The sequence below is a fragment of the Alteromonas marina genome (assembly GCF_000808575.1).
GTDB lineage: Bacteria > Pseudomonadota > Gammaproteobacteria > Enterobacterales > Alteromonadaceae > Alteromonas > Alteromonas marina_A.
In genome coordinates this window covers 1-18,690 of record NZ_JWLW01000002.1, presented here as the reverse complement: position 1 = coordinate 18,690, position 18,690 = coordinate 1, and the positions used below count along the sequence as shown (strand labels likewise).

Sequence of the window (18,690 nt, the reverse complement as noted above, 5' to 3'; positions counted from 1 at the left end):
GAAGAAACATTTTGGAGAAAATGATGAAAGTACCATCACAGAAACGAATTTATAGAGACCTTGATTCTGGCATTATTTCAGGTGTGTGTGCAGGGGTTGCACGTTATTTTGATATTGATGCAGTATGGGTAAGAGCGGCAGCGGTAGCGGGCTTATTCATCGCCACCCCCATTACACTAGTGGCCTATGTGGCTGCCGTTATTCTATTACCGAGATTAGTGTAATGAAAAACTTTTTAATTGCGTTAGTTATCGCCATTATTTTGGTGAATTGCTTGGGAAGCCTTGTAGATAGCTGGCTAGGCATGCACCTTGTTATATCTGACGAGTTGCTAAGTCCTTGGGAAAACGTGGCAGTGCTTTCGTTAATCGGTGTTGCCCTTGCCATAGTGGGCTTTGTTGTTGCTATAAGCGTTATGGGGACGATTCTTTTAGCTTTAGGTGCAGGCTTTTTGGCTTTGCTCGTATTGGGTGTCAGTGCTTTCTGGCCAATTATACTAATCGGTATTGCCCTATATGCTCTTAAAAATCGTAAATCTGCTGCTTATGAGCGACAAAATGACGTAAACATGCGCCATACTTTATAATTAACATAAATAAATTTAAATTGTGTTAACGTAGTAAAAGGTGGTGTTATAACGGTAACCGTCATAAAGGTTTCGCATTTTTCACGTAATATTAGTTGTTTCAAATAGCTGACCACTGTCGGCTATTTGTTATTTAAAAAGGAAGGTTGGTGTTTATATGAGACAATCTATTAACTCAAAACGGATAGCGATTGTCGCTGTGGTGATCTTTTTACTTTTCTGGTTAATCGGGTGGTATTGGAGTTTGTCGCCAGATACGTTCGATGTAAGAAAACGCTTGGAGCAGAATTCACCTGTAGAGAACCCAACAAGCATTGCGGGTTACACATTAACTACCACCATGATTGATGTTTCAGAGACTTTACTAGATAAGCCTGGTGGCTACCTTTCAAATGATGTTCTTCCTCCCGGAATTTTTCTAGACAATATGCCAGCGTGGGAGTTTGGTGCACTGGAAATGGTGCGTGATCTGGCTCTTTCTATGCGTAAAGATTTCAGCCGTTCTCAATCTCAATCAATTGAAAACCCTTACCTCACCAAAGCCCACCCCAAGTTTAATATGGACCACAAAAGCTGGGCATTGCCTTCGTCTGAATCGAGCTACGCCGAAGGTATTGAATTATTGAAAAAATATCGCGACGAACTGGCAAATACGCGAAACTCCGATAGCCAGTTTTACACCCGTGCAGATAATTTGCGCGAATGGCTGAAACAGGTCGAAAAACGGTTGGGTAGCTATTCACAAAGACTCAGTGCCAGCGTAGGGTCTGCTAGGATTAATACGGATTTAGCTGGAGATGCAAATGCAAAGCAATCTACTCCAAGCACTAACCAACGTGTTGTTCAGACTAGCTGGTGGAAACTCGATGACAATTTTTATGAAGCGCGCGGTGCAACATGGGCTTTACTGCACTTTCTTAAAGCCGTAGAAATTGAATTTATTGATGTGCTAGAAGATAAAAATGCTTTAGTAAGTCTTCAGCAGATTATTCGCGAACTGGAAGCAACACAACAGTCTGTATTCAGTCCGATGATTTTAAACGGCAGTGGCTTTGGTATGTTAGCTAATCACTCTTTAGTTATGGCTAACTATATTTCTCGTGCAAACGCTGCTTTAATTGAAATATCAGAACTTCTTAATCAAGGATAATTAATGAAAAAGGGTCTTATCGCTGCCGCATTGGGATGCGCATTATTTTCAGTTTCATCTCACGCAGACACTATTGCTGGCGTGTATGTTGGTGCACAAATGTGGCAAACCGATACACAAGGTGGTTTTGCTGATAACAATAACACCGCTGATTTCAATTTTGACGATGAAACCAATACGGCGTTATATATTGCCTTTGAACATCCTGTGCCTTTTTTACCGAACGTGAAAGTGAATCACACTACGTTAGAGAATTCTGGGACTACAGCGCTTCAATCCGAATTTACTTTTGATGATGAATTATTTCGAAATGATGCTGTTGTAAATACGGACATTGAAATTGATACAACGGATTTCATTTTATATTACGAGCTATTCGACAATGATTTAGTCAGCTTTGATTTGGGTATAAATGCAAAGTATATCGACGGAGCACTAAGCGTTGTAGAGCGTGATAGCGACACGAGTGGCTCTGCAGAGTTCTCTGGTATTGTTCCAATGGCGTATTCAAAAGTACAGCTGGGTCTTCCATTTACTGGATTGTCTGCATATTTTGAAGGCAGCTATTTGTCATTCGATGATCACGAGCTAAGCGACTATCAAGCTGCGGTTCAATATTCATTTATTGAGAGCTTAGCCGTCGATATGACCCTTCAAGTTGGTTACAGAAACGTAACAGTTGATATTGAAGACCTTGACGATGTTTATGCTGACATGGAATTTGACGGTGTATTCGCAGGCTTAGAACTTCATTTTTAAGCACTAACTATCTGTTTTTAAAGGCGTGGCTGCTTGTGCAGTTCACGCCTTTTTTAATTTCCAAGGAAAATGTTTACGCGCGTTATTACCTATTCACACAGTCATTAGCACTTTCAGTAATAAAAAAGTTTCATTTATTCTTTTCTCTTCTTGTAGAAAGCCGTTAGCCTTAGCGCCATTGATAAAAGGCTAAAAGACTATGTCACAAGATTCTAATTCGAACTCAGCGCCAGGCGCGGTATTAAACGAACAGCAGTGGAATGCGATTACGCAAGCCATTGCAGGCTTAAATCGTGATCAACTTACTTGGGTAAGTGGCTATGCGGCAGGCATGGCGGCTGCACAAGGCGGTTCGGTTGCCCCAATGTTACAAAGCGCGCCTGCAGTAGCGGGTGACGCGCCAACGCTTACTATTTTGTACGGTTCACAAACCGGTAATGCAAAAGGTGTTGCAGCACAGTGTCAAGCGAAAGCAGAAGAAGCGGGCTTTAATAGCAAGCTGGTTAGCATGGCAGATTACAAGCCACGTAACTTGAAAGCAGAAACTCACGTTGCGGTATTTGTTAGTACCCATGGTGAAGGTGATGCACCAGACGATGCTATTGAGCTACATGAATTCTTGGCTGGCAAAAAAGCACCTAAGCTGGCAAGTACCAAATACGCGGTGTTGGGATTAGGCGATAGCAGTTACGAGTTTTTCTGCCAAACGGGTAAAGACTTTGATGAGCGTTTAGGTAAGCTTGGCGGTAAGTCTATCGTTGAGCGTTTGGATTGTGATGTTGATTATGAAGCTGAGGCCGAAGCATGGCTAAACAAGCTTATTGAATCATTAAAAGATGATTTTAGCGCTGCCCCACAGACTGCGGTAGCGGCGCAAACTGGTGCAGCAGTACAAGGCGTAGCAGCACAAACTTACACCAAAAAAGCACCGTTCAAAGCAACGTTAATCGACGCACAGAAGATTACGGGGCGCGATTCAGTTAAAGATATCCGTCACATCGAAATTAGCCTTGAAGATAGCGGCATTACCTACAAGCCAGGTGATGCGCTAGGTGTTTGGTTCAAGAACGCTGCTTCTTTGGTATCAGAGCTTATTAGCATTTTGTCGTTAGATGGTAATGCTGAAGTATCTGTAGGTGATGCGTCAATGTCGTTAACTGAAGCCTTAACGTCTAAACTTGAATTAACGTTAAGTTACCCTAACTTTATTAAGTCATATCAGGCTGCAACAGGTTCTGAATCATTAGCTGCTTTGATGGAAGATAAGGCGCAGCTGCGTACTTATATGGCTGAACGTCAAATCATCGATATTGTGCGCGACCACCCAGGTAGATTGTCTGAACAGCAGCTAGTAGATGCATTGCGTCCATTAACACCTCGTTTGTACTCTATCGCATCAAGCCAGGCTGAGGTGGAAGAAGAAGTACATCTCACTGTAGCTCACGTTGACTATGAAGCGTTTGGTCACCGTCATCAAGGTGGTGCGTCTGGCTTCTTGTGCGAATATTTAGAAGAAAATGGTGAGGTAGAAGTCTTCGTTGAAAACAATGATAACTTCCGTTTACCAGCAGACCCTAACACGCCAGTGATCATGGTAGGCCCGGGTACAGGTATTGCGCCGTTCAGATCTTTCATGCAAGAGCGTGATGTGCAAGGCGCTGAAGGTAAAAATTGGCTGTTCTTCGGTAACCCACATTTCACCCAAGATTTCCTATACCAGGTAGAGTGGCAAGGCTACGTTAAAGAAGGTCTACTAGATAAAATTACGCTGGCATTTTCTCGTGACCAAGAAGAAAAAGTATATGTTCAGCACCGCTTATTAGAAAACGGTAAAGAAGTGTACGAATGGCTAGAGCAGGGCGCACACTTCTATGTGTGTGGCGATGCAATGCACATGGCTAAAGATGTTGAAAATGCCCTTATTAGTATTGTGCAAGAGCACGGCGGTAAATCTGAAGCCGATGCAAAAGCCTATGTTGTAGAGTTACGTAAAGCGAAACGTTATCAGAAGGATGTCTATTAATGAGTAACGAAAAATCACCATTTATCGTTGAGGGCAAACTGGCTGACAACGAGCGTCTAAAGCGCGAGAGTAATAATTTGCGCGGTACCATCACTACCGATCTTAAAGATGATCTTACCGGTGGCTTCACAGCTGATAACTTCCAGCTTATTCGCTTCCACGGTATGTACCAGCAAGACGACCGTGACATTCGGGCTGAACGTGCAAAACAGAAACTAGAGCCACTTCACAATGTGATGCTGCGCGCTCGATTACCGGGCGGCGTTATCACGCCTGACCAATGGTTAGCGATCGATAAGTTTGCCGCTGACCACACTATGTACGGCAGTATTCGTTTAACCACTCGTCAAACATTTCAGTTTCACGGTGTGTTAAAGCCTAAGATTAAGTCTATGCACCAAATGCTAAATAAAGCTGGCATCGACTCTATTGCAACAGCGGGCGATGTAAATAGAAACGTACTATGTACATCTAACCCAGTTGAATCCGAGCTTCACCTTCAGGCATTTGAATGGGCGAAAAAGATAAGTGAACACTTACTTCCTAAGACTCGCGCTTATGCTGAAATCTGGTTAGACGGTGAAAAGGTTGAGACTACTGAAAAACCTGTTGAGCCTATTTTAGGTGATAACTATCTGCCGCGTAAGTTTAAAACTACCGTGGTTATTCCTCCGCAAAACGACGTAGATGTTCACGCGAACGACCTGAATTTTGTGGCGATTGCAGAAAATGGTCAGCTAGTTGGTTTTAACGTACTTGTTGGCGGTGGCCTTGCAATGACTCACGGCGACAAGAGCACGTACCCGCGCAAAGCCTCTGACTTTGGATTTATTCCACTTGAAAATACGCTAGATGTTGCCGCGGCGGTGGTAACCACACAGCGTGACTGGGGTAACCGTGTTAATCGTAAAAATGCAAAAACCAAATACACCCTAGAGCGTGTTGGCGTAGACAACTTTAAAGCTGAAGTTGAAAAACGCGCGGGCGTGACTTTCCAGGATAGTCGTCCTTACGAGTTTACTGACCGAGGTGACCGCTTTGGCTGGGTAGAGGGTATTGATGGTAAATACCACCTTACGGTATTCATTGAGAACGGTCGTATTTTAGATTACCCGGGTAAAACGCTGAAAACGGGCTGTGCAGAAATTGCCAAAATCCATAAAGGGGATTTCCGATTAACCGCAAACCAAAATCTGATCATTGCTGGTGTTCCACCCCAGGAGAAAGACAAAGTAGAAGCCTTGGCTCGGGAACATGGACTAATAGCTCCATCAATTTCTAACCAGCGTCTAGACTCAATGGCTTGTGTTGCATTGCCAACTTGTCCACTGGCTATGGCAGAAGCTGAGCGTTACCTGCCAGATGCTGTTACCGAGCTAGAAGGCTTGCTTGCCAAGCACGGGTTAGAAGAAGACAGTGTTATCTTCCGCGTAACTGGCTGCCCTAATGGCTGTGGTCGCGCGATGTTGTCAGAAGTCGGCTTAGTCGGGAAAGGCCCAGGCAAGTACAACTTGCACTTAGGTGGCAACCGGGAAGGCACACGCATTCCTCGTATGTATCGAGAAAACATTAGTGAACAGGAAATCATGGCGGAACTAGATACGCTGCTTGGTCAATGGGCCAAAGAGCGTGAATCTGGTGAAGCTTTTGGTGATTATGTCGTTCGCGCTGGTGTTGTAAAACCAGTAATAGACTCCGCACGGGATTTCTATGACGAATAATACAGCGATTAAGCAGCAACCACTAACGCTTGATATCAGTAAGGAAGCCCTTGCTGATATCAATGAAACGTTGGAGAAAATGACAGCGCAGGAGCGAGTAGCTTGGGCGCTGGACAACTTGCCTGATACTCATATTGTGTCTTCAAGCTTTGGAGCACAATCGGCGGTTATGCTGCATATGCTTACCCAAGCACAACCGGATATTCCTGTTGTGCTTACCGATACCGGGTATCTGTTTCCAGAAACCTATAAGTTTATTGATGAGCTAGTCGAAAAGCTTAATTTAAACTTACACGTTTATAGCGCAGAAATGTCATCTGCTTGGCAGGAAGCTAGATTTGGCAGACTTTGGGAGCAAGGCATCGACGGTATTGAAAAATACAACAAGATGAACAAAGTTGAGCCAATGCAGCGTGCATTACGTGATCTAAAAGCAGGTACGTGGTTTGCGGGGTTGCGCAGAAGTCAATCTGATACCCGTGGCAAGCTGCCTGTTCTACAGAAAGTAGGGCAGCAGTTCAAGCTGTATCCGATTATCGATTGGAGTAATAAAGACCTTCACTATTATCTTAAAGACAATAACCTTTCTTATCACCCGCTGTGGGAACAAGGTTATGTTTCAATTGGTGACTGGCACACAACCCAATCGCTTCAAGAAGGAATGAGTGAACAAGATACCCGTTTCTTTGGTTTGAAGCGCGAATGTGGATTACACGAGTTTGGTGACGGTATTTAACTTATGTTGAATACCTCACTCAATACTTGCTTGATTTCTTGTAGATACGTTTCGTTAGTAGACTTAGTCACTAGTTTATAAAGCTCGCTACCCACTGAAGTAAATTTATAATAAACTAATGCCACTCCCGGCGCTTTACATGTGAGTGTTATGTTCTCATTAACACATCGCCAAGTAACCTGCTGCCCTTCAGAGTACTCTGCACTCTCGATTTCACTGGCATAAATCAATTTCATTTCTTGCAGAGAGAGTAAATCAGGGTAACTGAGGCCAACAGAGGCTAAGTTTATTTGCTCTGGAATAGGCTTTCTCAGGAACGATAAAAGACCCTTGCGCTTATGATACCCTACCAATATGCGCGGAACGGTATCATTACTCTTTCGACTTGCTATGTTAACTGCTTTGTTAAATACCTTTGCATCTCTGTGAGTGAGTGTCTTAAGTAGCTGCAGGGTGCGTAGTGAAAAGCTGCCTGGACGCGCTACTTCTACGGCAAAAATCTTTCCCCATAATTCCTGCATTGGTGGGCTATAAATCTCTTCAGCCATCGTACTAAATGCAAAAAACCAGTCGGGATCAAGATTATCGCTAGTTTGTTCGTTGATTGAGACATTTAGTGCTATATTTAGAACAGCTTGAAGATTGCTCGCTTTTTGGGTTTCTAGAATTTGTTTTCTTCGTTCTAAGGCGTGTTTTTGCTTTTTAGGATCGGGAGACAACATGGAAGGGCTAATTCCCACTCTAGCGAACCACGTTAGCATGCGTTGGCGACTTGCATCGGTTTGTGTAGAGTTTGCTACTTTCTCAGCTGCAGGTTGGCTAGTCGCTGTTATTGTGCCATTGACTTCTGTCTTCTGAGTTTTTTTCATCTCAGGAGAAATGTGCTGAGGTGTTATCTTCATGTTTGTTTAAATAAAATGAATGTAAATTAGCATGTACCATGTGAGCACTATTGCATTGCGTAACCCATTTATCAATGTAATCGTCTCCTTAATACAGTAAGTCATGCATTCTTGTTTTGTATGTATCGAGGAAATGAGCGGTAATGTCGGCAATGGATTACGATAACGACGAGTTAGTTTTTTTAGACGATGATGGTTCAGTTGAAGAGCAGATTTTACTCGGTAAAGACTGGAATATTCTTATTGTCGATGATGATGAAGAGATTCACACGGTAACGCGCCTTGCCCTGTCTGACCTCATCGTAAATGATCGAAAGTTAAATTTCATCCACGCTTATTCTGCAAAACAGGCCAAAGAGAAGCTCCATGAGCATGGTAACAGTATTGCCATCATTCTACTTGATGTGGTGATGGAAACTGACGATGCTGGCTTCGACGTTGTTAAATACATTCGCGAAGATATGAAGCTCTTCGAGCCCCGCATAATACTGCGTACAGGGCAACCAGGGTATGCTCCAGAAGAGCAGGTCATTAAAGTTTACGATATTAACGACTACAAAACGAAAACAGAACTTACCCGCGCTAAACTGCTTACGACCATTATCTCCTCACTTCGCTCTTACCAGCAGATTATCACCATAAGTCAAAGCCGTGCTGGCTTAGAAAAGATTATTACGTCCTCGGCTAACTTATTTGAAGAACATTCAGTTAAAGAATTCTGCGAAGGGGTGGTTACCCAAATCAGTTCTTTAATCGGGCTCGATTCTGAAGGTCTATTATGCGCTAGAGCAGGATCATTGCTAGACAGAGAGGACGAACAAGTATATGTACTCGGAGCCGCGGGGGAATATGCCAAATTTATTAACCACCCGGTTGTAGATGTCAAAAATAGTGAAATCGAAGAGAATGTGAGTCGCTGTTTACGCCTTAAAAAGCATGTCTTTGAGCCTAGTTGTTCCGTTCTTTTCATAAGTAGAGCTGGCTTTGAAGCAGCGGTTTACGTTAAGCAAACGCACGAGATTAGTGAATTAGATAAAAACTTACTAGAAGTTTTCCTATCCAGCATCTCTGTGGGTTATGAAAACGTTAATCTTTTTCATGAGCTAAGAAATGCTGCGTTTAGAGATTGGTTAACGCGTTTACCTAACCGTAACGAGTTTATCAACATGCTAGATAAACCTCATATATTCGCTGGTGAAAATTATACGGTCGCTCTTATCGACGTGAATCACTTCTCAGATATCAATGACGGTCTTGGACAAGAGGCAGGGAATGAGCTTTTACGAGCAATTAGCGATCGCTTTCAATCTTCTCTAGATGCCAAGGTTCAAAAGGGGCGTATAGGTGCCGACGTGTTCGGGTTAATTGGTCCAGATGAATTAGTTTGCCCCAAATCAATCAACAAGATTTTTCAGTCTTCATTCACAGTCGGTGATCACACACTTCCGGTGAATATAACACTTGGATTGTGCAAGTTAGATAATAAACGCCACATCGGCATTGAAATATTAAAGCGCACGAATATTGCGTTAAACCGTGCTAAGAAAAATCTGACAGATAACTTCGAATATTACGCCAAAGATATTGAAGATCAGACCACTTGGCGTCTAGATATGATTCGCCGACTTCGCAGTGACTTTGCGGCACGGAAGTTACAGCTTTGGTTTCAACCGCAAGTGGATTTACTTAGTGAAAAAGTGGTTGGGATGGAAGGTCTATTGCGCTGGCCGGATGGCGAGGGTGGTTATATTTCCCCAGCTGTTTTTGTACCACTAGCTGAATATTCAGGTCTTATCGTTGATATCGGTGAGTGGGTATTAGAAGAATCATGCCGACGTCTTCAAGCGTTAAAAGAAAAAGGCTATGGGCATCTCCGAGTAGCGGTTAATATTTCTATTCCGCAGTTTCGCGACAGGTTATTTGTGGAGAAAGTGCAACAAGCACTTTCCAAAGCTAACTGCGACCCGAGCTTATTAGAGCTCGAAATAACAGAGAGTGTGGTGATGGATGAACCACAAATTGTTATTGATGCATTGCGTTCACTAAAAGAATTCGGCGTTAAAATAGCCATTGATGACTTTGGAACAGGCTTCTCCTCCATGAGTTATCTACAGCAGCTACCGCTAGACCGGCTAAAGGTTGATCGTTCATTCGTTAAAGATATTAAGCCAGGCGCAAGTGCAGTGTTAGCTGAAACCATAGTAACGCTGGGTAACAAGCTAGGCTTACTGACTATTGCTGAAGGCGTGGAAAAAAGAGAGCAGGCGAGTTACATGATAAAGCTCGGTTGTGATGAGGCCCAGGGCTACTTATACGCGAAGCCCATGCCGTTCGACGCGCTTTTAGCGTTTCTTGAAGAGCACGATTAAACTTTCAATACAGACTCTATAGTGTCTCGCAACTTCGGAAGGATATCTAATTCAAACCAAGGATTTTTAGTGAGCCACCTGTTGTTTCTACCAGACGGATGGGGCAGTACGAAATGTGTTTCAGTTGGACTGCGTACCGCCTCAGTTAACGTTTTGTGTTTCGGTAAATAATACTGTTGCGAGTAACGTCCCACGTAAAGCGTTACTTTAGGTTTTAAATGAAGAAGAAAGTCATTATGCCAAGCGGGGGCACATTCTTTTCTTGGCGGGGCATCGGCTCCATTTTTATAACCTGGAAAGCAGAAGCCCATTGGCAGCACCGAAATTAAGCGTGGGTTATAAAAGATCTCCCTCGAGACAGACAACCAATCGCGTAACCGATCCCCGCTGGGATCATCAAACGCAATGGTGCGTTCATGAGCTTTTAACCCCGGTGCTTGCCCAATAATAAGCACCTTGGTTGATGGTGCAGTGCTAAATATGGGGTTGGGTTGATGCGGTAGGTGAGGGGTACACAGTCTACAATTTCTCGCTTTAACCACCAATGCATCGTGGCCTTTCACATTTTTCTCCAAATATTTCTCTTTGTCATACTTTTGTCACAAAACTATGATCTCAGTTTGACTATCTTATGTATATACAGTATGTTTAATAGTGACAGTAGTAGACTGTAGCACAGGAGAAGAAACATGCGTAAAGTAGTACTAACATTAGCTCTTTCAGCAGCCTTTGGTATTGCGCATGCGGAATCTGGTGAAAACCAGCTTTTCGATTGCATGGATGCGAAAACATTCGAAATGAATAACCAATGTATGTCTGATCAAATCGGCAATAACATTCGTTTCCGTGATGCACAAGCAAAGTTGATTGACATTGCAAGCGACAGTCAGGGTGACTACGCCATTGCAACAATGACATTCGATCAAGAAAATATGCACATCGACATCGTAGCACATAAAGATTCGCTTAACGCGCTTGCTGCGAACCGTAACTAATTTTATAGTTAACGCATATTAAGCCGGCGACAATTTCGCCGGCTTTTTTGTGCCTGCTAGAAAATCCTATTCAGCCCATTAATAGCAGCAACTCGATAAGCTTCGGCCATGGTCGGATAGTTAAATGTGGTGTTAACGAAGTAGTCTATGGTATTTCCTTCGCCTTTTTGCTGCATGATAGCTTGGCCGATATGAACAATCTCTGAGGCACGTTCGCCGAAACAATGAATACCTAAGATTTCTTTTGTTTCACGATGGAACAAAATTTTCAAACTTCCTGTCTGCGTAGACGCAATTTGCGCTCTGGCCAAATGTTTGAACTGGGCTCTTCCTACTTCATAAGGCACTTTTGCTGCGGTAAGTTCTTGCTCTGTTTTTCCTACAGAACTGATTTCCGGAATAGTATAAATACCAGAGGGTATATCTTCTACCAACGCCGAATGCGTTTTTATGCCAAGCATAGCTTCCGCGGCAAAACGACCTTGGTTGTAAGCTGCAGATGCTAAGCTTGGATAACCAATCACATCGCCGACCGCAAAGACATTGTCTACGTCGGTCTGATAATTTTCATTCACTCTAAGCTGACCTCTGCCATCAGCTTTCAAACCAATATTTTCGAGTTTAAGTGTATCTGTATTACCCGTTCTTCCGTTAGCAAACAGAAGACAATCTGCACGCATGCGCTTGCCTGACTCTAAGTTTAAAATAACCGAGTCATCGGTAGCATCAACCGAAGAATAGGCTTCATTATGACGAATGAGTACGCCATTGTTCCACAGGTGATAACTGAGCGCGTCAGAGATCTCGTCATCTAGGAAAGATAAAAGTCGATCGCGCATGTTTACCAGGTCAACTTTGACACCTAAACCTCTGAAGATGCTGGCATATTCGGAGCCGATTACCCCTGCACCATAAATGATGATGGACTTAGGATCGTGATCTAAAGATAGGATAGTGTCTGAGTTATAAATACGCGGGTGACCAAAGTCGATGTCTTTAGGACAATAAGGACGCGACCCTGTGGCAATAGCAATTTGGCCAGCAGTGACTGTATCTTTAGAGCCATCTTTACGGGTTATCTCTAACGTATGCGCATCTACGAAACTGGCTTCGCCGTGAAATAGCGTTACGCGGTTTCTATCGTAGAATGAAGAACGAAGTCTAGTTTGGCTTTTTACCACACCGCTAGCATGGCGCATGATGTCAGAGAACGTAAGACTTTTACTTAAGTGGTTGTCGGCAAACAAGGGAGAAGAGTTATATTCAATAAGACGGCTTACTGAGTGACGAAGGGCTTTCGATGGAATGGTACCCCAATGGGTACAGCCCCCTCCCACTGCCTCGTAGCGCTCAACAACCGCCACTTTTTTTCCGGCTTTGGCAAGCTGCATTGCAACACCTTCTCCACCAGGACCTGTGCCGATAACTATTGCGTCATAGTGATACGATGGAGCTTTTGTTTTTTGCTTCGTTGCCATGTTACCTTCCCGTATTATTACTTCTATGATGTGGCGTCTGAAATCACAGTAACCGCCATAATTCAGTTTATGATGTAGCTTGAACATCTAACTCAGAATAAAGCTAAGTTTTTATCCCAACCTTACAAACTCCAGTATAACTACCTTACTTGATGTGTCATTCCAACTATAGATCAAAAAAAACCACATAAGCATAGACTTATGTGGTTTTTTACGAATACAAGGGTAAAGAAAGTAGTTATGCCATTTGAAGCGACAAACTCTGCAATTGTGTCCATTTTTCTTTCTGAACAGCAAAGGCGTGTTTCAGCTCTTTATATTTATATGCAAGCTCAAGTCCTTCAATACTCCGCTTTAAGGTGCGTTGCTTAACGCGCATCACGCGTTTTTTCGTGGCATAGTATTCACTCATACGCTGCATCAACAAGTCGTACTCTTCTTGAATAGTGTGCATCATTTCTTCCGCGTTCGGCAGTAGTGATACTTTTTCACTTGCCCTTTGAAGCTGCATCGCCGCTAGGGCTTTTTCGATGCGCTCTTCAGGTACTTTACGAAGGTTCGACGTCAAACCTACAAAAGACAGACCTCTGATTAGCCACTTGGTAGGATCGAACTGGTACCAGCGAATGCCATTCCGATAATCGTACTCAAAAATATGGTGGTAATTGTGGTAGCCCTCACCAAAGGTAAAGAATGCAAGTATGCCGTTATCACGAGCGGTATTCTTGTCTGTATATGGCTGACTACCCCAGAAGTGAGCAAGGGAATTAATGAAAAAGGTTACGTGGTGGACTAGCACTAGTCGAAGTACGCCGGCTACCAAAATCATGCCCATCACGTCGCCGTTAAGATAACCCAACAGACCAGTAATTCCAAAGTTAGCTGCGAGTACAATAGGTAAGTAGTACTTATGCTGCCACATCACAACGCTATCTTTTTGTAGGTCTTTACAGTTGCTGTAATCGTCGTAACGCTTAGCTTGATACTCGCGTAACATCCAGCCAATGTGCGCAAACCAAAGCCCTTTCTTTGCAGAGTAGGGGTCTTTGTCGTTGTCGTCTACATGGCGATGGTGAATGCGATGATCTGACGACCAGTGCAAAATACTATTTTGCAGGGCCATTGCCCCACCAATCGCTAATACGACACGAACTACAATGTTGGCATCGTAGGTTTTATGCGACCATAAGCGGTGATACCCAGCAGTTATCGACATACCGGTGAAATAGAATAGGAATATAGCGGTACCGATTTCTGCCCAATCGATACCCTGATATGCCACCCAAAGCGGCACACCTATAAATGCAATTGCGCCTGATATTATAAATACCAGCACATTCGTTAGGATAAGAGGAGGTTTTTTCATTTTATACAACTTGGCTTACAACTGTTCGCTAATTTATCGTTTTACGAGGCTTCAGGCAAGCAAAACCCCGATTAGTTCTGCTTACATGTGTAAAGTTTAATTATAGTAAAGCTACGCTGAAGCGCTCGTTATTTACGGATTTTTCTGCTTAATCCTTGTTTATAAAAGAGATGATTCTGTTTCTATTTCCCCACTGGTGTGTGTTGCGATAAACTACACGTGCTAGTCTTTGATGTGCGGAGTTTGATTGCGTTAATGGCTATTCAGATGACGCTAGGGCTTCAATCCCGAGCGCTAAAAATCATCAGGCCGTTAAAAGCTAAATCAACATATGGTGCTAATGTGAGTCGACAAGAACAGAAATTAAAAACCCGCCAAAATATCATCCATGCTGCATTTTCTTTGCTAGATGAAAACCGCAGCTTATCGGCAATCAGCTTGCGTGAAGTAGCCAGAGAAGCTGGTATAGCGCCTACGTCTTTTTATCGACACTTCAAAGATATGGATGAATTGGGTTTAACTCTGGTAGATGAAGCTGGTTTAGCACTGCGTCAGCTTATGCGTCAGGCAAGGCGACGTATTGCCTCTGGTGGCGGCGTCATCCACACCTCCGTTGAGACTTTCATGGAGTTTATCGCTGCCAACACTAACGTATTTCGTCTATTACTTCGCGAACATACCGGTACCTCGTCAGCTTATCGACTAGCAGTATTTAGAGAGATTCAGCATTTCATCGACGAGTTGACCGACTACATTATTGAACAGCAAGGTGTGGAATATGCGTGTGCGCAGCTGCAAGCTGATGCCATGGTAAGACTTGTATTCAGTGCTGGTGCTGAAGCACTAGAAGCTGATGATAAACTTCGCCGCGAAATTGGTGAGAGAGTGAAAGCGCAACTACGTTTTGTTCAAATTGGCGCAACGCAAAAAAACGCATAGTTGAATCAGTGGCGTGCGACCATTGAGGTCTCTATCGCTAGCTTTAATCAAAAGCCTTCTTATTCTAATACAACCTTATAGTGATAGGGGCCTTTGTCTTTTCAAAGGCCCATCGATTTTAACGATGCACTAGCTCTTGCGTGTAAGTAAAACGCCAGCCTCAATGTGATGAGTAAACGGGAATTGATCGAATAGCGCCGATTGAGCAACGATGTGAGTTTCACTCAAAAGCTCAAGATTTTGCGCCAAGGTTTCAGGGTTACACGAGATATACACGATATTATCGTAATCTTGAATCATTCTAAGTGAGTCTTCATCTAGCCCAGCTCTTGGCGGATCCACCAATACAGTCGTGAAATTATAGGTATTTAGGTCAATGCCTTCTAAGCGACTAAATGTGCGCTCACCCTTCATAGCCTGAGTGAATTCTTCAGCGGCCAACCTAACGATTTTCACATTGTTAAGCTGATTTTGCTCAATATTAAACTGCGCGGCCTGCACGGAAGGCTTAGCTATTTCCGTACCTACTACATTATCGAAGTGAAGTGCTAGTGGCAGCGAAAAGTTACCTGCACCGCAATACATTTCCAGTAAATCGCCTGAGAGCGGCTTTACACAATCTAGCGCCCATTCAATCATTTTACAGTTCACTTCAGCATTGGGCTGGGTGAAACTATTTTCTATATGTTTGAATATGAATTCTTTGCCATTAACGGGTAAGCGCTCAATAACAAAATCGTCATTGATAATAAGCTTTTGCTTTCTCGCTCGGCCGATAATGTTTACTTTCGGAAAGTGAGCCTCGAGTTTCGTTTTTAACTCTCTTGCAGCCTGTTCCCAATTTTCATCTAACTGACGGTGGTATAAAAGGCTGATAACAAGTTCACCAGACAGCGCAGAGAGATAATCGATTTGAAAAAGCTTCTTTCTTAGCGCTTCATTCGGTCTTACTTCTTCAAGCAACAATGCCATAGCATCGTTTATTGTTTTACAAGCAGGAGGAAAACTATCTACGCGATACTTCTCTTTCGTTTCCTGATTGAACATGATGTGAAATAAATCATCACCCTCATGCCATACTCTAAATTCGGCACGCATACGGTAGTGAGTTGGTTGCGATGGAAATACGGACAAGTCAGGCGCATTGAACGGAGAAAGTAACGCAGTAAGACGTTCTACTTTTTCGTCCAACTGAGTTTGATAGCCTTGTTGGTCGGTCGCGGTCATAAAATTCTCCAGTCACTGTTGAGGTCGCGAATTGTAGTCTCTTAGAAAATAACTGCAACAAGCGCAATCCACTTCTGCACTATTATTGAGGAGCAGGTAGAAAAAAATCTGTATTAAAATTAAACAATACTGATTCTTAGCCGATAATAAGAAAGAGGATAGTGAGGATCAAATTATGAACGTGGGTCAAATTAAGGCTTTCATGGGCGATCAGAAGGTTGATCAAAAAGCAGATCAAAAGGCATCTGTTCACCCGAATGAAGCATTAAAAAAACAGTTGCAGCAAGATGGATTGCAGCAAGCAGCTGAATTTTCTAAACAACAGGCGGCTTCAGTATCTGTTTCAAGTAGCCAAACTAGCATTGGCTTGCGTGTGGTAAGTAGTAGCCTTAATCAAGCCTTAGAAATAGATGGCCAAAAGCCGCAAGCAACCAAAGAGAAAAATATTGAAGAGAAGTCGAGCAGTTTGTTCGATTTTGAAAAGGTTGCCAGAAATGTACTTAAGTTTGTAGGCGGTGTTATTCGTGGAGCAGCTGATGGTGGTGCAAGCGATGAGAAGTTAAATGGTTTATTTAGCCAAGCGAGAGAAGGCGTAAGCCGAGGCTTTGCTATGGCTGAAAAAGACCTAGCGGGTTTCATGAATGAAGAGATTGAACAAGGAATGGTAAGAAGTCGCGATCTCATCGATACAGGAATAAACGATCTGGAAAGTGACATATTCGGTCGCCAGCAGCCGAACGCCGTATCACTTTCATCCTTAAACGCAGTAGCTGCATCGGATGAGAAAAGCGGGAGCTTGCTGATTCGAACTAAAGATGGGGACGAAGTGAGTTTTAGTTTTGAGAGTCTTCGCTCGTTCCAAGCGTCTCAACAACTTAACTTCCAAGCCCAGGCATCTCAGGAGCAATCTGGCGGCAGTGGTGAGCAAGGTGAAAACAATTTTACAGCATCATACCAACAACAAACTTCTTACCAATACTATGAACGAAGCGGTATTAGTTTTTCATTGAAAGGCGAACTTGATGCAGATGAGTTGGAATCGATCGCTGATTTGGTCGGTCAAGTTCAGGATCTTGCCGATACTTTCTACAGCGGAGATATAGACAAAGCTTTCGAAGACGCACTAAGTTTAGGCTTTGACGATAAAGAGTTGGTTGGCTATGCGTTGCAGTTGAATAGGACTACGCAAACCGAAGTGTTAAAAACATACGAGAATATCCAGCATTACAACGAGGATAAAAGCGATAACGGGCAGTTTGGAAATGTGGTTAGTCCCATTGCTCAATACTTAGAGAAGATGATGGATACTTTTGCGAATGCAGAAAGCAAGCTAGAGAGCAGTGAAGACTACAATGCTTTAATAGCTGGTATCATTAACGAAATGGAAGATGTTCAGGTACCCGACCTCATATCAGCAATAAATAGATTCCGCTCATTTAACCAAACCCTGTTAGAGGGTCTTCCTCAATCTGCTGAAACTAGCGAAAGTTAGTGGTCTACCAAAATAAAAAGCCCGGAAGAAAGCTAACCGGGCTTTTGTTGAATAACTGATACTTGAGTATACAGGGCTATGCGTGTTCGACTTTATCCTTTGCAGGACGAACCTTAAGTGTTCGTTCCTGAAAGATTGAGTCGTTTGTCTTATCAATAACACTGTTAAGATCGTCTGTGACAACCTCGATAAAACCGTAGCCTTTTCTCTTTCCAGTTTTACGATCCTTCATTAAGCGAACCGACTGCACTTCGATAAAACTACTGAAGTACTCTTTCACCGCGTTTTCGTTTGCTCGGTATGGCAAATTACCTACATATAAAGTTTCTACTGATCCGTCATTAGAATGTGCTCTAGCATCTGAGGAAGATGAACTTTGAATAAGAGACGCTAGCCAAGGAGTAACGATACCGCTGATCAGCAGGGCTGCTGATACGGTCAATGGAACATGGACGTTTAAACTAGCAGAAGAAAATAACAAGTAACCTGCAATTGCAAAAATAGCGCTAATAACAGCGCATTGAATAAAGCCTACTTTCATATACCTACCTTTCTATTGTTTATTATGGTGTTGGAGGCTGTACATAGTTTACTCATTTGTAACAATTTGAACAATAAAATGTGAAAAAACTAGTCTAAAGATGCATTGAGTCCATAGAAATGATGCAGAAATGAGCGGTTAACACCAAAAGTGGCTTAAAAAGCAAAAAAATCCGATTTAAGTATTGATCTTTCACAAGAGGTATCTATAATGCGCTCCACGTTCTGAGGGGGCTTCGAGAAAAACAAAGCCAACTTAGCAACAAGTGCGAAATCAAGTTTTCAAACAAATAAAAAGTTTAAAAACATGGTTGACATCGAAAATAAACGGTGTAAAATGCGCACCTCACTCGAACAGGGTGAGTCACTAAGAAGCAGCGGCTTTAGGTGAATGTTCTTTAAAAATT

The 18,690-nt window shown here is 43.0% G+C and carries 17 protein-coding genes; 11 read left to right on the top strand and 6 right to left on the bottom strand.

Features of this window, described 5'->3' with window-relative positions:
- Positions 1-23 precede the first annotated feature (23 nt).
- From RJ41_RS00985 to RJ41_RS00955, 7 genes are all read left to right on the top strand, one after another.
- Positions 24-224: a PspC domain-containing protein gene (locus RJ41_RS00985; RefSeq protein ID WP_025254029.1), complete on the top strand. Its 201-nt coding sequence runs from the start codon at positions 24-26 to the stop codon at positions 222-224.
- Positions 224-586: a hypothetical protein gene (locus tag RJ41_RS00980; RefSeq protein ID WP_039216333.1), complete on the top strand. Its 363-nt coding sequence runs from the start codon at positions 224-226 to the stop codon at positions 584-586. Before RJ41_RS00985 ends, RJ41_RS00980 begins: the two co-directional genes overlap by 1 nt.
- Before the next feature lie 157 nt (positions 587-743).
- On the top strand, positions 744-1,736 hold the full coding sequence (locus tag RJ41_RS00975) for a DUF2333 family protein (protein WP_039216332.1): 993 nt from the start codon (positions 744-746) through the stop codon (positions 1,734-1,736).
- Positions 1,737-1,739: 3 nt separating this feature from the next.
- A complete protein-coding gene (locus tag RJ41_RS00970) occupies positions 1,740-2,495 on the top strand; it encodes a TIGR04219 family outer membrane beta-barrel protein (RefSeq protein ID WP_039216331.1) in 756 nt (251 codons plus the stop codon).
- A 199-nt stretch (positions 2,496-2,694) separates the two neighbouring features.
- Positions 2,695-4,518 carry an assimilatory sulfite reductase (NADPH) flavoprotein subunit gene (locus RJ41_RS00965; protein ID WP_039216330.1) on the top strand — a complete coding sequence of 608 codons (1,824 nt, stop codon included), beginning with the start codon at positions 2,695-2,697 and terminating at the stop codon, positions 4,516-4,518.
- On the top strand, positions 4,518-6,239 hold the full coding sequence (gene cysI / locus RJ41_RS00960) for an assimilatory sulfite reductase (NADPH) hemoprotein subunit (RefSeq protein WP_039216329.1): 1,722 nt from the start codon (positions 4,518-4,520) through the stop codon (positions 6,237-6,239). Before RJ41_RS00965 ends, cysI begins: the two co-directional genes overlap by 1 nt.
- Positions 6,229-6,975 (top strand): phosphoadenylyl-sulfate reductase, encoded by a 747-nt coding sequence (locus RJ41_RS00955; RefSeq protein ID WP_039216328.1) that lies wholly within the window; start codon positions 6,229-6,231, stop codon positions 6,973-6,975. The genes cysI and RJ41_RS00955 overlap by 11 nt, the downstream gene beginning before the upstream one ends.
- Here the strand turns inward: RJ41_RS00955 and RJ41_RS00950 are convergent.
- Positions 6,972-7,808, bottom strand: a complete 837-nt coding sequence (locus RJ41_RS00950; RefSeq protein ID WP_052235378.1) for a TIGR03899 family protein — start codon at positions 7,806-7,808, stop codon at positions 6,972-6,974. The two genes, RJ41_RS00955 and RJ41_RS00950, sit on opposite strands and share 4 nt — an antisense overlap.
- Positions 7,809-8,020: 212 nt before the next feature.
- On the opposite strand from RJ41_RS00950, the gene RJ41_RS00945 reads away from it, so the two are divergent.
- Complete coding sequence (locus RJ41_RS00945; RefSeq protein ID WP_039216326.1) at positions 8,021-10,246, top strand: bifunctional diguanylate cyclase/phosphodiesterase; 2,226 nt, start codon at positions 8,021-8,023, stop codon at positions 10,244-10,246.
- Here RJ41_RS00945 and RJ41_RS00940 read toward each other — a convergent pair.
- The gene (locus tag RJ41_RS00940; RefSeq protein ID WP_052235375.1) at positions 10,243-10,821 is read right to left on the bottom strand and encodes a uracil-DNA glycosylase family protein; all 579 of its coding nucleotides are present in this window, start codon (positions 10,819-10,821) and stop codon (positions 10,243-10,245) included. The two genes, RJ41_RS00945 and RJ41_RS00940, sit on opposite strands and share 4 nt — an antisense overlap.
- 114 nt (positions 10,822-10,935) lie before the next feature.
- On the opposite strand from RJ41_RS00940, the gene RJ41_RS00935 reads away from it, so the two are divergent.
- Complete coding sequence (locus RJ41_RS00935) at positions 10,936-11,241, top strand: hypothetical protein (RefSeq protein ID WP_039216325.1); 306 nt, start codon at positions 10,936-10,938, stop codon at positions 11,239-11,241.
- Between the two features lie 56 nt (positions 11,242-11,297).
- Here RJ41_RS00935 and sthA read toward each other — a convergent pair whose 3' ends face one another.
- Together sthA and RJ41_RS00925 are read right to left on the bottom strand one after the other, a co-directional pair.
- On the bottom strand, positions 11,298-12,719 hold the full coding sequence (gene sthA, locus RJ41_RS00930; protein ID WP_039216324.1) for a Si-specific NAD(P)(+) transhydrogenase: 1,422 nt from the start codon (positions 12,717-12,719) through the stop codon (positions 11,298-11,300).
- Positions 12,720-12,957: 238 nt separating this feature from the next.
- A complete protein-coding gene (locus tag RJ41_RS00925; protein WP_039216323.1) occupies positions 12,958-14,085 on the bottom strand; it encodes an acyl-CoA desaturase in 1,128 nt (375 codons plus the stop codon).
- A gap of 342 nt (positions 14,086-14,427) precedes the next feature.
- Here RJ41_RS00925 and fabR point away from each other — a divergent pair, with 342 nt between their 5' ends.
- Positions 14,428-15,024, top strand: a complete 597-nt coding sequence (gene fabR, locus RJ41_RS00920) for an HTH-type transcriptional repressor FabR (protein WP_014999555.1) — start codon at positions 14,428-14,430, stop codon at positions 15,022-15,024.
- A 129-nt stretch (positions 15,025-15,153) separates the two neighbouring features.
- Here fabR and trmA read toward each other — a convergent pair whose 3' ends face one another.
- Complete coding sequence (gene trmA / locus RJ41_RS00915; RefSeq protein WP_039216322.1) at positions 15,154-16,251, bottom strand: tRNA (uridine(54)-C5)-methyltransferase TrmA; 1,098 nt, start codon at positions 16,249-16,251, stop codon at positions 15,154-15,156.
- Positions 16,252-16,426: 175 nt separating this feature from the next.
- On the opposite strand from trmA, the gene RJ41_RS00910 reads away from it, so the two are divergent.
- The gene (locus RJ41_RS00910; protein WP_039216321.1) at positions 16,427-17,743 is read left to right on the top strand and encodes a DUF5610 domain-containing protein; all 1,317 of its coding nucleotides are present in this window, start codon (positions 16,427-16,429) and stop codon (positions 17,741-17,743) included.
- Between the two features lie 76 nt (positions 17,744-17,819).
- Here RJ41_RS00910 and RJ41_RS00905 read toward each other — a convergent pair whose 3' ends face one another.
- Entirely contained in the window at positions 17,820-18,284 is a 465-nt protein-coding gene (locus tag RJ41_RS00905; RefSeq protein ID WP_039216320.1) for an RNA recognition motif domain-containing protein, read from the bottom strand.
- Positions 18,285-18,690 lie beyond the last annotated feature (406 nt).

What these genes read in the sequence shown, in the direction of transcription:
- RJ41_RS00975 (WP_039216332.1), top strand. Translation starts at nt 744, where the DNA reads ATGAGACAATCTATTAACTCAAAACGGATAGCGATTGTCGCTGTGGTG.
- RJ41_RS00955 (WP_039216328.1), top strand. Translation starts at nt 6,229, where the DNA reads ATGACGAATAATACAGCGATTAAGCAGCAACCACTAACGCTTGATATC.
- RJ41_RS00945 (WP_039216326.1), top strand. Translation starts at nt 8,021, where the DNA reads ATGTCGGCAATGGATTACGATAACGACGAGTTAGTTTTTTTAGACGAT.
- RJ41_RS00970 (WP_039216331.1), top strand. Translation starts at nt 1,740, where the DNA reads ATGAAAAAGGGTCTTATCGCTGCCGCATTGGGATGCGCATTATTTTCA.
- sthA (WP_039216324.1), bottom strand. Translation starts at nt 12,719, where the DNA reads ATGGCAACGAAGCAAAAAACAAAAGCTCCATCGTATCACTATGACGCA.
- RJ41_RS00965 (WP_039216330.1), top strand. Translation starts at nt 2,695, where the DNA reads ATGTCACAAGATTCTAATTCGAACTCAGCGCCAGGCGCGGTATTAAAC.
- RJ41_RS00910 (WP_039216321.1), top strand. Translation starts at nt 16,427, where the DNA reads ATGAACGTGGGTCAAATTAAGGCTTTCATGGGCGATCAGAAGGTTGAT.
- cysI (WP_039216329.1), top strand. Translation starts at nt 4,518, where the DNA reads ATGAGTAACGAAAAATCACCATTTATCGTTGAGGGCAAACTGGCTGAC.
- RJ41_RS00935 (WP_039216325.1), top strand. Translation starts at nt 10,936, where the DNA reads ATGCGTAAAGTAGTACTAACATTAGCTCTTTCAGCAGCCTTTGGTATT.
- RJ41_RS00925 (WP_039216323.1), bottom strand. Translation starts at nt 14,085, where the DNA reads ATGAAAAAACCTCCTCTTATCCTAACGAATGTGCTGGTATTTATAATA.
- trmA (WP_039216322.1), bottom strand. Translation starts at nt 16,251, where the DNA reads ATGACCGCGACCGACCAACAAGGCTATCAAACTCAGTTGGACGAAAAA.
- RJ41_RS00980 (WP_039216333.1), top strand. Translation starts at nt 224, where the DNA reads ATGAAAAACTTTTTAATTGCGTTAGTTATCGCCATTATTTTGGTGAAT.
- RJ41_RS00985 (WP_025254029.1), top strand. Translation starts at nt 24, where the DNA reads ATGAAAGTACCATCACAGAAACGAATTTATAGAGACCTTGATTCTGGC.
- RJ41_RS00905 (WP_039216320.1), bottom strand. Translation starts at nt 18,284, where the DNA reads ATGAAAGTAGGCTTTATTCAATGCGCTGTTATTAGCGCTATTTTTGCA.